11 protein-coding genes are annotated in these 12191 nt (G+C 73.9%); 7 read left to right on the top strand and 4 right to left on the bottom strand.

What is annotated here, in order from left to right:
- Window positions 1–54 precede the first annotated feature (54 nt).
- The 5 genes from ACWEV0_RS09215 (at window position 55) to ACWEV0_RS09195 (ending at window position 5773) form a co-directional block, all read left to right on the top strand.
- Window positions 55–447, top strand: a complete 393-nt coding sequence (locus ACWEV0_RS09215; RefSeq protein WP_453147809.1) for a hypothetical protein — start codon at window positions 55–57, stop codon at window positions 445–447.
- Window positions 448–585: 138 nt separating this feature from the next.
- Entirely contained in the window at window positions 586–1911 is a 1326-nt protein-coding gene (locus ACWEV0_RS09210; protein ID WP_453147808.1) for an ATP-grasp domain-containing protein, read from the top strand.
- Entirely contained in the window at window positions 1908–3065 is a 1158-nt protein-coding gene (locus ACWEV0_RS09205; RefSeq protein ID WP_453147806.1) for a GNAT family N-acetyltransferase, read from the top strand. The genes ACWEV0_RS09210 and ACWEV0_RS09205 overlap by 4 nt, the downstream gene beginning before the upstream one ends.
- A complete protein-coding gene (locus ACWEV0_RS09200) occupies window positions 3062–4759 on the top strand; it encodes an ABC transporter substrate-binding protein (RefSeq protein WP_453147804.1) in 1698 nt (565 codons plus the stop codon). The genes ACWEV0_RS09205 and ACWEV0_RS09200 overlap by 4 nt, the downstream gene beginning before the upstream one ends.
- Window positions 4760–4768: 9 nt before the next feature.
- A complete protein-coding gene (locus tag ACWEV0_RS09195; RefSeq protein ID WP_453147802.1) occupies window positions 4769–5773 on the top strand; it encodes a GNAT family N-acetyltransferase in 1005 nt (334 codons plus the stop codon).
- Here ACWEV0_RS09195 and ACWEV0_RS09190 read toward each other — a convergent pair.
- The 4 genes from ACWEV0_RS09190 to ACWEV0_RS09175 are packed head-to-tail and all read right to left on the bottom strand — an operon-like array spanning window position 5725 to window position 9469.
- Window positions 5725–6759: an EamA family transporter gene (locus ACWEV0_RS09190; protein ID WP_453147801.1), complete on the bottom strand. Its 1035-nt coding sequence runs from the start codon at window positions 6757–6759 to the stop codon at window positions 5725–5727. The two genes, ACWEV0_RS09195 and ACWEV0_RS09190, sit on opposite strands and share 49 nt — an antisense overlap.
- Entirely contained in the window at window positions 6756–8057 is a 1302-nt protein-coding gene (locus tag ACWEV0_RS09185; RefSeq protein ID WP_453147799.1) for a serine hydrolase, read from the bottom strand. The genes ACWEV0_RS09190 and ACWEV0_RS09185 overlap by 4 nt, the downstream gene beginning before the upstream one ends.
- Before the next feature lie 21 nt (window positions 8058–8078).
- Window positions 8079–8315 carry a ferredoxin gene (locus ACWEV0_RS09180; protein ID WP_453147797.1) on the bottom strand — a complete coding sequence of 79 codons (237 nt, stop codon included), beginning with the start codon at window positions 8313–8315 and terminating at the stop codon, window positions 8079–8081.
- A complete protein-coding gene (locus ACWEV0_RS09175) occupies window positions 8312–9469 on the bottom strand; it encodes a cytochrome P450 (RefSeq protein WP_453147795.1) in 1158 nt (385 codons plus the stop codon). Before ACWEV0_RS09175 ends, ACWEV0_RS09180 begins: the two co-directional genes overlap by 4 nt.
- Window positions 9470–9772: 303 nt before the next feature.
- Here ACWEV0_RS09175 and ACWEV0_RS09170 point away from each other — a divergent pair, with 303 nt between their 5' ends.
- Window positions 9773–10516: an SDR family NAD(P)-dependent oxidoreductase gene (locus tag ACWEV0_RS09170; RefSeq protein WP_453147793.1), complete on the top strand. Its 744-nt coding sequence runs from the start codon at window positions 9773–9775 to the stop codon at window positions 10514–10516.
- Between the two features lie 265 nt (window positions 10517–10781).
- On the top strand, window positions 10782–12110 hold the full coding sequence (locus tag ACWEV0_RS09165; protein WP_453147792.1) for a LysR family transcriptional regulator: 1329 nt from the start codon (window positions 10782–10784) through the stop codon (window positions 12108–12110).
- Window positions 12111–12191: the final 81 nt, after the last annotated feature.

Genomic DNA, 12191 nt, shown 5'->3' with positions numbered 1-12191 from the left:
GCCTGAGTACTCGTACTCAGGCCCTTTTCCCGTCCCCCGTGAAACGGTGCACCCATGACGAAGACCAGAACGTTCCGCTGGCTCAAGGGCACGCTCGTGTCCGGTCTCGCGGCCCTCGTCGGTTACGCGGTCTGGCACGCCCTGCGGCAGTGGGCCCACGCCGCCTCCGCCGGCCCCGACGCCGGTTTCGGCACCGGATTCCTGGAGAGCCTCGTGGCGTCCGTCGTCGGCGTCCTGCTGACGCCGCTGCTGCTCTGGGCCGGCATGCGGCTGACCGGCGAGCGCGGCAACCACCTGCTGGTGGCGGGCGGCGCGGCGGCGTGGTTCTTCGCCGGTGGCCGCCTCGTCGAGAACGCCGGCGTCGACACCGTGGAACTCGCCCTCACCGTCGTCCTGTTCGCGGTCCTCGGCGGTCTGCTGTCCCTCGTGGAGGTGCCCAGGAAGTGAACGGCCGGGGGCCGTCCTTCCTATGCGCCTTGTCCGCCGCCTATGCGCTCCGCCGCCACGGCCGTGACCCCCGCCGTACCGGCGGGGTCAACTGGGGTTCCAGTCAAGTGACTGCGGTGGAATCACGGAGGCGGTTCGATGACCACACCCCTGGCCGACTATGCGAACTTCGCGGGCAAGCGCATCGCGATCGTCGAGCACATGCAGAACCACCCGTTCGTCCTGGGCCTGCACCAGGCGCGGGAGCACGGGCTCGAGGTGTGGCTGCTCACGGGTGACCGGAACTGGTACACCCACGGCCACGACTGGGACACCCACCCGCTCGGCGCGGCCGTCGACCGGGTGATCGACGTCGACACCACCGACCTGGACGCCGTGCTCGCCGAGGTCACCGGCGAGGACGGCCGTCCGCTCGTCGACGGCCTCACCTCGTTCTCCGACTACCACACCGTCCTCGCCGCGCAGGCGGCGAAGCGGCTCGGCCTGCCCGGCCCCGACCCGGCCGCCGTGGAGACCGCCAACGTCAAGGACCGGCTGCGGGTCGCGCTCGGCGACGTGCCGTACAACATCCCGCACATGCTGGTCGCCGACCGCGCCCAACTGCCCGAGGCGGTCGCCAAGCTCGGCTTCCCGATGATCGCCAAGCCGCCGGCCGAGGCCATCAGCTACGGCGTCCGGCGGGTCGACGACATGGCGCAGCTCGAAGCGGCCTTCGACGAGCTGTCCGGCGTACGGCAGAGCCTGCGCGGCCAGCCGCGCTCCGGCGAGGTGCTCCTGGAGACGTACGTCGAGGGCGTCGAGGTCAGCGTCGAGACGATGACCGTGAACGGGCACACCCACGTCTTCGGCGTCACCTCCAAGGACCTGTTCGGCGACCCGGCGTACATCGAGTGCGGCCACACCTTCCCGGTGCCGCTGTCCGACGAGGAGCGCGACGCGCTGTACTCCGTGGTCCGCGAGACCCTCGCGGCGATCGGCTACGACCACGGGCCCTGCCACACCGAGGTGCGGCGCACCGAGTCCGGCTGGCGCATCATCGAGGCCAACCCGCGCACCCCGTCCAGCTGCATGACCATGCTGGTCACGGACGTCACCGGGCGCAGCCCCATCCTCGACGCGTGGCTGCTCGCCATCGGCGAGGTCCCGCCGATCGAGCCCGTCGTCCACCGCGGCGGCGCCGCCGTACGGATGATCTACCCCCAGCGGCGCGGCACCCTCGTGCGCGTCGACGGCATCGAGGCCGCCTCCGCCGTCCCCGGCGTGCAGGTGCTGCTGCACGTGGAGAAGGGCGACAAGCTGCTCCAGCGGATGGACAACTCCTCCTGCGTCGGCTTCACCTACTGCAGCGGCGCCGACCGCGAGGAGGCCCAGGCCCTGGCCGACAAGGCGGCCGGCTACCTTGACTTCGTCGTCGAGGAGGACGCCGGGGAGGACGCCGAGCACACCGAGGACGCGCGCTCGTGAGCGGCGACGCGACGGTGGCACGACCGGCCGCGGCAGGACCGGCCGCGACCGGTGCGGCCGTGGTGGAGCACGTTCCCGGCGCGGCCGCCCTCGTCGACGCCGGCTGGGACGAGCTGGTCGGCCCCGAGGACTGCTTCCAGACCCCGCGCTGGCTCGCCGTACAGGAACGCAACTCGGGCACCACCATGGACTTCCTGGTCCGCCGGCGGGCCGGCCGGCCCGCCGCGGCCCTGGTGACCGCCTGGGCCGACGACACCGTGCCCTGGCTCCTCGCCCGCCCCGACGCGATGCTCGGACGGGCCGTCGGCGAGGAGGACCCCGAGGCCCTGGAACGGCTCCGGGACACGGCGGACGGGGACCCGGCGTCCCTGCTGCCGTCCCTGGTGTGCGGCGGCCGCCACCTGGGCCGCACCCGGCCCCTGGTGGCCGCCGACGGCCTGCCGGAGGACGTCGCGGCGCTGGTCGAGGAGGCCGAGGAGCTGGCGCGGCAGCGGGGCGCGGCCACCGTCTGCTTCCCGCACGTCGACGAGCGGGACACCGACCTGGTGGCGCTGCTGCGGCAGCGCGGCTACGTCTCCCACCCGTCGGCGCACTACGCCTGGCTGCCCGTGCCGCCCGGCGGCTGGGACGAGTTCCTCGCGGACATGACCGTGCACCGCCGCCGCCGGGTCCGCCTGGAGCGGCGCGCGCTGGAGGAGGCGGGCATCGAGACCCGTATCGAGCGCATCACCCCGGAGCTCGTGCCCCGGCTCGGCGAACTCGACTGCAACCTGCTGCGCAAGTACGGCAATCCCGCCTCGCCCGAGCACTCGGCCGGGCTGATCGGCTGGATCGGCGAGGTCATGGGGGACGACGCGATGGTCTCCGTCGCCCGCAAGGACGGCGTGCCCATCGGCTTCGGCATGGTGCTGCGCTCCCGGGCCCGGGGCCGCGAGGAGTGGTTCGGCCACCGCGCCGGCTTCGACTACGAGGCCCAGGGCAAGCTGCCCCTCTACTACGACGTCCTGTACTACCGCGTCCTGGAGGCCGCGGCGCAGCAGGGCGTGAAGGTCCTCCACGCCGGCATCGGCAGCGTCGAGGCCAAGCTCGCCCGCGGCTGCCTCGCCGCCCGCGAACACTCCTTCCTCCTCAGGCTCGAAAGGACAGCACGATGAGCACCGCCCAAGCCGCCCGCCGCCCCGGAGCGGGCTGGGACACCGGCGTGGGAGCCCTCGTCAACCCCTCCGACCGGAGGGGCGGAACGCTCCGCCTCGTCTCCTCCGCCGACGTCGACTCGCTCGACCCGGCCCGCACCTACTACGTGTGGGTGTGGCTGCTCCAGCGGATGCTCAACCGCACCCTGATGGCCTACCCGACCGACCCGGGCCCCGCCGGGCTCGTCCCGGTCCCGGACCTCGCCGAGGGGCCGGGCGCGGTCTCCGACGGCGGCCGCACCTGGACGTACCGGCTCCGTCCCGGCCTGCGCTACGACGACGGCACCCCGATCACCGCCGCCGACGTGCGCCACGCCGTGCAGCGGATCTTCGCCCAGGACGTGCTGCCGGGCGGCCCCACCTATCTGATCCCGCTGCTCGACGACCCGGCGCGGCCCTACCCGGGGCCGTACCGCACCGACCTGCCGCTGCGGTCCGTCGAGGTGCCCGACGAGCGCACGATCGTCTTCCGGCTCGGCCGGCCCTTCTCCGACTTCGACCACCTGATGGCCCAGCCGTGCACCGCGCCGGTGCCGCGGCACGCCGACACCGGCGCCGACTACGGCTCCGACCCGCGCTCCAGCGGCCCCTACCGGGTCGCCGAGCACAAGCCGGGCGCGCACCTGTGGCTGGAGCGCAACCCGCACTGGGACCGGGCCACGGATCCGCTCCGGCCCGCGCTGCCGGACCGGGTCGAGCTGACCATCGGTCTGGACGTCGACGAGCTCGACGCCAGGCTGATCGACGGCGAGTTCGACATCAACCTGGAGGGCCGCGGGCTCCAGCACGCGGCCCAGGACCGGGTGACGGCCGACGGGGTGCTGCGCTCGCACACCGACAACCCCCGCACCAGCTTCCTGCACTTCGTCGCCATGCAGCCGCACATACCGCCCTTCGACAACGTGCACGTCCGCCGGGCCGTGCACTTCGCCGCGGACAAGATCCTGCTCCAGCAGGCCCGCGGCGGCCCCGTCACCGGCGGCGACCTGACCACCGCCCTGTTCCCGCCGCGGCTGCCCGCGCACCAGGACCTCGACCCGTACCCGACCGGCCCCGACCTGCGCGGTGACCTGGAGGCGGCCCGGGCCGAACTGGCGGCCGCGGGACTCCCGGACGGTTTCGAGGCGGTGATCGGCACCCAGCGCGGCAAGTTCCGGATGGTCGCCGACGCGCTGGTCGAGTCGGTGGCCCGGGTCGGCATCCGGCTCACCGTCAAGGAACTCGACGTCGCCACGTACTTCAGCCTCGGCGCCGGCCACCCCGACACCGTGCGCAGGCACGGGCTCGGGCTGATCGTCACCGACTGGGGCGCCGACTTCCCCACCGAGTACGGCTTCCTCGCCCCGCTCGTGGACGGCCGCCAGATCCGGCGCAACGGCGGGAACTGGAACCTGCCCGAACTCGACGACCCGGTGATCAACGGCCTGATCGACGAGACCCTGCACAGCACCGACCCCGACGAGCGCGTCGAGCGCTGGCGGGCCGTGGAGCGCCGGGTGATGGAGCACGCCGTACTGCTGCCCCTCGTGCACGACAAGACCCTGCACTTCCGCAACCCCTGGGTCACCAACGTCTACGTCCACCCCGCCTTCGGCCTGTACGACGTCCAGGCGATGGGCCTCGACCCCGACGCCCCCTCCGGCTCCGACTCGTAAGGACCCCGTATGAACCTGGAGTTCGTCCCGCTCGCCGCGGACGACGACGAGACGGTCGGCCAGTGGCTCGACCTGATGGCCGTGGCGACCGCCGCCGGCCCGCGCTCCGCGCCGCCGTGCAACGTCGACCTGGTCGGCTCGCTGCGGTTCGCGCCGCCCGCCACCGTCCTGGACGACTGGGTGGTGCGCAGCGAGGGCCGGGTGGTCGGCGCGCTGCGGCTCGCGCTGCCCGAGGGGGCGCCGTCGGCCCGGGTGGACCAGCTGGTCGTCCACCCCGCACTGCGCCGCCGCGGCATCGGCCGGGCGCTGCACGACCACGCGCTGTCCCTGGCCCGCAAGCACGGCCGGAGCTCGCTCGCCGCGACGGTCGTCGAGAGCCTGCCGGCCGGTCCGCCGCAGGACCCGGCGCCCGCCGCCTTCGCCGCGGCGACGGGCGGCAGCCGGGCCGGGATACCGGCGGGCGTGCACCAGTGGCTCGACCTGCGCCGGCACGATCCGCTGGCCGGCGGCGTGCCCGCCGTGCCCGCCGGCTACTCCCTGGTCACCTGGGGCACCATCACCCCGGACGAGTACGCGGTGCCGGTCTCGCGGCTCGAACTGTCGCTGGGCGACGCGGCCGCCGACCGGGCCGAGGAGGACGTCCGCACCAGCTACGCCCGGCAGTTCGAGACCATGCGGGTCGGCCGCGGCCGGCGGGCCCACCACACCGGGGTGGTGCACCAGGAGAGCGGCACCCTGGCCGGCTACACCAGCGTGTCCAAGACGGCCGGCAACCCCGAGTACGCCCTCCAGGGCATGACCGTGGTGCACCGCGACCACCGCGGCCACCGCCTCGGCCTGCTCCTCAAGCTCGCCAACCTGGCGTACGTGCTGCGCCACGAGCCCGAGGTGCGGCTGATCGAGACGGCGAACGCCGAGGACAACCACCCGGTGATCGCGCTCAACGCGGCGATGGGCTTCGAGCCCTACGACCGCTGGGTGTTCTGGACCCGCGCCGTCGACCCGTCGGACTGACCCGGGCCGGGCTCTGCCGGGGCCGCGGGCCCCGGCAGGCCGTGGCGCGCCGCGTCGCCCGTTCCGCCGCCCGTGCCGCCGCCCGGTGTCGTGGCGGGCGTGGCGCCCGGCGTCGCGGCCTTCGTCCGGCCCTTCGTCGTGCCCACGAGCACGCCGACGACGACGGCCACGCTGGCCACCGCCGACCAGGCGGACAGCCGCTCGCCCAGGAAGATCCACGCCACCGCGACGGCGACGACCGGGACCAGCATCGAGAACGGCGCGACGGTCCCCGCCTCGTACCGCTTGAGCAGGGCCGTCCAGATGCCGGAGCCGACCACCGTGCCCGCGAGCGAGGTGTACAGCAGGGCCACCAGACCCGCCGCCCCGTCGGGGCTGAACGACTCGCCGAGCGCCCGCCAGCCCGTGCCGGGGCCCTCCAGGAGCGCGGACAGGGCGAGCAGCGGCACCGGCGGCACGACGGACATCCACAGCGCGAAGCGCAGCGGATGCTCCGGCCGGGCCTGCCGGCCCGCGATGTTGCCCGCGGCCCAGCCGAGCGCGGCGAGCAGGGTGAGCACCAGTGGCAGCAGCGCCGCGTCCCGGGCCCGCTCCACCGCGATCGCGGTCATGCCGAGCACGGCGAGCACGATGCCGCCCACCTGCCGCCGACTGATCCGCTCGCCGAACAGCAGGCCGAGCAGCATCGTGAACGGCGCCGAGGCCTGCACCACCACCGACGCCTGCCCGGACGGCATGCCGGCGTCGATGGCGAGAAACAGCAGCGCGAACTGCACGACGCCGAAGCCCAGTCCGTAGACCACCAGCCAGCGGACCGGCACCTTGGGCCGGGGCACGAACAGGGCCACCGGCACGGCCAGGACGAGGAACCGCATCGCGGAGAGGAACACCGGCGGGAAGTGGTCGAGCCCGATCCGTACGGCGAGGAAGTTCAGCCCCCACAGCACGGCGACGAGCCCGGCGAGCAGGCGGTCGCGGACGCTCACCGGGCGGGCTTTGCTTCGGGAGCCAGCAGGCCGGACTCGATGATCCGGCGGCCGACGCCGCGCAGGAACAGGCCGTCGCCGATGAACTTCTGCTCGGCGGAGGACTGCCGCAGCACCAGCACCCAGACCTGGCCGGCGTGGTCCTCCAGCAGCCAGCAGAACATCATCACGCCCGGGCTGGAACCGGCCTTGAAGTAGACCCGGGACCACCGGTCCCGGTCGACCGGGATCCCCGGGTACGCGGTGAGGATCTCCTCCACCACGCCGTCGGCGTCCCGCTCGCTGTCCTCCCGGAGTCCGTCGAGGACCCGGAGCACGTCATAGGCGTCCATGTACCAGTCGAGGCCCAGCTGGTGCACGGTCTCGCCCAGGTCGCTGATGCGCACCGTGATCGGCCCGGCGATCTCGCGCAGCAGCTCGCGGCGCCCGGCCTCGTCCCGCCGCGCCCACTCGGCGCGCCGCTCCGGATCCCCCCAGCCGAGCTCGAAGACCTCGTGGCTGGTGAGGAACGGGCGTATCAGGGACGGGTCGTGGTGCCCGGCGGGGGCCAGGGCGGCTTCCACCGCGTCCCGCCCGAGCAGGTCCGCGACCAGGTCGGCGCCCGTGTTGTCGCTCAGCGCGATCATCTTGTGCGCCGTCTCGCGCACCGACACCCGCGTCCCGTCCGCCAGTTCCTGCATGTCGCCGGTGGGCAGGCTGCGCAGCTCGGGCGTGATCGTGACCTCGTCGTCCCAGCCGACCCTGCCCTCGTCGATCGCCACGAGCAGCGCCCGCATCAGGAACAGCTTGTACGCCGAGCCGGTGGGCATCGGCCGGTCGGCGGCCGACTCGTGCAGCACGACCGGGCCGTCGGCGGTGAGCCGGGCGGCGAGGACGGAGTGCTCCACGCCCTCGGTGCGCAGCAGGTCCTCCACCTCGTCCCAGGTGCGCACGTCCGGGATCACGGTCTCGGGCTGGAAGGTGAGCAGGCGCAGCAGGCCGCTGGAGTCGAGGGTCAGCGACAGGAAGTGCCGCGTCCCGTCGCCGCCGCGCAGCACGACCCACCCCTTGTGGGCGACCGGCTCGTACGCCTGGACCGTGAACGGGCCCTTCTCCCGCCACTCCCGGAGCCGCTGGACGAAGCCCCCGCCGAGCCCGAACGGGAAGGAGGGCACGAAGCGCCCGGCGAGGGCGTCCTCGGTGGCCAGGCCGGGCGCCGTGAGCAGTTCCACGGCCCAGCGGGCCGCCTCGCCCATGGCGGAGGCGTCGGCGGCGAGCGCCGCCTCGGCGGCGGACGGGACGGAACCTGCGTCGTTCATCATCGCTCCTTGTCGGCGCGGTCAGGTCTCGGTGACCGTGATGGCCGCGCACGGGCACAGCTCGGCGCACAGCCGGGCCGCCTCGTGCTGCTCGGGTGGGGGAGTGGCGTTCAGCAGGACCACGATCCCGGTGTCGGGGTCCTGGTCGAAGAGCTCCGGCGCGGTGGCCGCGCAGCGGCCCATGGCGCAGCAGGCGTCCGGGTCGACCGTGACGGTGAACGGGGCCGTGGCGCCGGCGGACGGTTCCACGGCGCTCACCAGGTGACGGGCAGGGCGCCGAGGCCGTAACTCGACACCTCGTGACGGAAGTCCAGCTCGTCGAAGGGCACGGCGAGCTTGGCGCCGGGCATCCAGCGCAGGACCGCGGCGAGGATCTCCTCCAGCTCGACCCGGGCCAGCCACTGGCCCAGGCACTGGTGCATGCCATGGCCGAAGGCGAGGTGGCGGCGGGAGTCGCGGTGCGGGTCGATCCGGTCCGGGTCGGGGAACACCCGCTCGTCGCGGTTGCCGGCCGACAGCGAGAGCACCACGCCCTCGCCGGCCCGGATCAGCACGTCGTCGAGCTGCACGTCCTCGATCGCCGCCCGGGCCAGGCCGTTCTGCACGATGGAGTGGAAGCGCAGCAGCTCGTCGACGGCCTTGGGCATCAGGTCCGGGTCCGCGGCGAGCGCGTCGGCCAGGTGCGGGTCGGTCAGCAGGCTGAGCAGGCTCAGGCTGGCCTGGCTGGTGGTCGTGCCGTGGCCGGCCACGAGCAGCAGGCGGCACATGGGCACCAGTTCCTCGACGGTGAGGTGGCCCGGGCGCACCTGGTCGAGCACCAGCCGGCTGATCAGGTCGGAGCCGGGATCGGCGATCCGCTCCTCGACCAGCTCGCGCAGATAGCCGTCCAGTTCGTCGCGGGCCGTCGCGACCTGGTCGGGGGTGTAGCCGCGGTCGATGAGGATCGCGCTGCGGCTCTCGATGAACTCGCGGCGGTCGTCGCCGGCCCCGAACAGCATGGTGATGACCCGGGACGGCACCGGAATGGTCAGCCCCTGCACCAGGTCGACGGGGCGCTGCCCGGTCACCAGACCGGCCAGGGTCTCGTCGAGGAGTTCGCGCACCGCCGGCCGCAGGGCCTCGGCCCGCCGGGTCAGGAAGTCGCGGGTCAGCATGGAGCGCAGCCGGGAGTGCTCAGGGTCGTCCATGCGGATGAACGAGGCCGACTTCGGGTTGGCGCGCACCAGCGGGGAGGTGCGGGTCAGCATCGGGAAGCCGGGCGCGCTGGTGACCGCGGTGAGGCGGCGGTCGCCGAGCAGCGAGCGTACGGCGGCGTGCGAGGTCACCAGCCACACCTCGCTGCCGTCCCAGAGGGTGACCCGGCTCGCGGCCCGCCCGGCCCGCAACTCGGCGAGCTCCGGCGGGGGATCCACGGGGGAGACGCGGGGCATCGGGTACGCCGACGCCTCCTGTCGCTGCCGAGGAGCTGCCTCGCTCATCATCAACCGCCCATCGCTGCACACGGATCGCCCTGTCGTGCAGCCAATCTGCCGGAGCGGCGAAGGCCGTGCCCGGGTGCGATCCGCCGGTCGCATAACCGCGCGGAAACAGTCATAACCGGGAACGCGATGGGCGGCCCGCCGCCTTCGTATTCTCCGGTTCACCGGTTCTCTGGAACTCCGTACGCCACTATTACCGCCGGGCAGCACGACCGCGGTACCACCTGGGGAGAAACGATGTCATCCGCACTGCAGGGCAAGGTCGCGCTCGTCACCGGAGCGAGCTCGGGAATCGGCGAGGCCACGGCCCGGATGCTGGCGGCCGAGGGCGCCGCCGTGGCGGTCGCCGCGCGCCGGGTCGAGCGCCTGCGCGCGCTCGCCGACGAACTGGCCGCCGCCGGCGCGAAGGTCCACGTGGTCGAGCTCGACGTCACCGACGCCGCCGCGGCGGAGGAGGCCGTGCGCTCCACCGTCGAGGCCCTCGGCGGCCTGGACATCCTGGTCAACAACGCGGGTCTGATGCTGCTCGGGCCCATCGAGGGCGCCGACCCCACGGACTGGACCCGGATGATCGACACCAACCTGCTCGGCGTGCTCCACATGACCCGGGCCGGCCTGCCGCACCTGCTGGAGAGCAAGGGCGTCATCGTGCAGATGTCCTCCATCGCGGGCCGTACGGTCGTCCGCAACGCCGGCGTCTACCAGGCCACCAAGTTCGCCGTGAACGCCTTCAGCGAGACGCTGCGCCAGGAGGTCACCGAGCGCGGTGTGCGGGTGGTCCTCATCGAACCCGGCACCGTCGAGACGGAGTTGCGCAGCCACATCACCCACGCCCCGACCAAGGCGGCCTTCGAGGAGAAGGTCGGCCGGATCCGCACGCTGAGCGCCGCCGACGTCGCCGAGGCCGTCCGGTACGCCGTGACCGCGCCGCCGCACGCCACCGTCCAGGAGATCCTGGTCCGCCCGACCGACACGGTCTGACCGACACGCCCCACGGGGCCCGACCCGTCCGGGCCCGGACCGCTATCGGGCCGGTCTCCGCGCGCTCTCGGCGGCCGGCCGCGAGGAGCGGCAGAAGAGAACCGCCTGCCATGATCGATTCCGCGATTCCAGAAAAGCAACGGGCAATTCGGCGTTGATTCTTCGATGGAAAAGGGAACCGAAATTGTCTCTCTTGACGGAATGGGAGCCGACCCTCGCGGACGGGACGGAATCGGTGTCGTCCCTGAGCAGGGACGATCTTTCGTTGCTCGCCGCGGTGGGACAGTACGGCGACATCGCCGAAGTGGCCCGCCGCGCGGGCACCCGGCACAGCACCGTGGACCGCCGGCTCGACCGGCTCGACCGGGCGGTCGGCGCCCCGCTCACCCTGCGCGGCCTGCACACCGCCCGGCTGACGTCGGCCGGCTCCCGCATGCTGGTCGCCGGCCGCCGCTACTTCCGCCGCATCGACCTCGCCGCGCGCACCCAGCTGCTCGGCCACGGCTCCGAGGCCGTCGACGCACCGGAAGTGCTCTCCCTCGCCACCACGGCGCCCCTCCTGGAGGACGTGGTCGAGGACGCGGCGGCCTCCCTCGGTCTGCTCCTCGCGGTCCGCCACGAGCAGCCGCACCAGGTCACCGCGCACCTCGCGGACTACGTCGTCGACGCCGCGTACACCTGGACCGTGGACGCGCCGCGCCACGCGCTGGAGCGGCCCACGCGGACGTACGAGGTGCTCGACGACCCCCTGTGGGTGATCCTGCCGCGCGAGCACCCGCTGGCCGCCCGGCGGCAGGTCTCGCTCGCCGACCTGCGCGACGAGAGCTGGGTGTCCGAGTCCGGGCCGGCCTCCGAGATCCTGGTGGCCCGCGTCTTCCAGGCGGCCGGACTGCCGGCGCCCGCGCGGCTGCAGGTCGCCGACGCCTCCGTGGTCCGCGGCATCCTGAGCCGCGGCGACGCGATCGGTCTCGGCTCGCCCGCGCACCCGGCCGCGCACGCGCCCTCGCTGGTGCGCCGCTCGCTCGTGGAGCGCCCGCGCCGCACCGCGAGCCTGCTCGCGGACCCCACGGTCGTCCCGCCGGCGCTGGCCGCACGGCTCGCCGCGCTGATCGCCCGCGGCCATCTGCGCCGCTTCGCCGCGCACCACCGCGACCTGCTCGACGAGCCCTGGTGGACCAGGTGGCACGCCGAGCAGACCCGGCGGCACGCCGACCCCGCCGGGACCGGTCCGCACGGCGGGACGCACCCCGACGCGTCACCGGTGCCGGCCGAGGGACGCAAGCTGGACGTGGAGGACCTCCACCTGCTGCGGGCCGTGGCGCGGCACGGCAGCATCAACCGCGCGGCGGCCGTGCTGTCCATCAGCCAGTCCGCGCTGACCCGCCGCATCCACCGCCTGGAGCACGCCTTCGGCGCCCGCCTGCTGCTGCGCAGCCCCCGGGGCACCAGCCTGACCGGGCCCACCCGCCGCTTCCTGCGCCTCCTGGAGGGGTACGAGGCCGACTTCCGCGAGGCGGCCGTGGCCTGCGGCGGCCTCGGGCCGCGGACCCTGCCCTCCGGCGCGTGGCCCGCCGGGCACGCCGCGGCGGGCTGAGGCGGCCCGATCCACGAGGCACGACGCGGCCCGGATCGCCCGGCCCCCCACGCAGAAACGGTCCGGCGCACCCGCCCCGAC

This window comes from Streptomyces sp. NPDC003943, assembly GCF_053605265.1.
Note: the sequence above shows the minus strand (reverse complement) of the source record. Positions and strands in the feature narration are given on the sequence as shown.

Coding starts and splice junctions, on each gene's coding strand:
- ACWEV0_RS09200 (WP_453147804.1), top strand. CDS start 3,062: ATGAGCACCGCCCAAGCCGCCCGCCGCCCCGGAGCGGGCTGGGACACC.
- ACWEV0_RS09185 (WP_453147799.1), bottom strand. CDS start 8,057: ATGAACGACGCAGGTTCCGTCCCGTCCGCCGCCGAGGCGGCGCTCGCC.
- ACWEV0_RS09195 (WP_453147802.1), top strand. CDS start 4,769: ATGAACCTGGAGTTCGTCCCGCTCGCCGCGGACGACGACGAGACGGTC.
- ACWEV0_RS09215 (WP_453147809.1), top strand. CDS start 55: ATGACGAAGACCAGAACGTTCCGCTGGCTCAAGGGCACGCTCGTGTCC.
- ACWEV0_RS09210 (WP_453147808.1), top strand. CDS start 586: ATGACCACACCCCTGGCCGACTATGCGAACTTCGCGGGCAAGCGCATC.
- ACWEV0_RS09170 (WP_453147793.1), top strand. CDS start 9,773: ATGTCATCCGCACTGCAGGGCAAGGTCGCGCTCGTCACCGGAGCGAGC.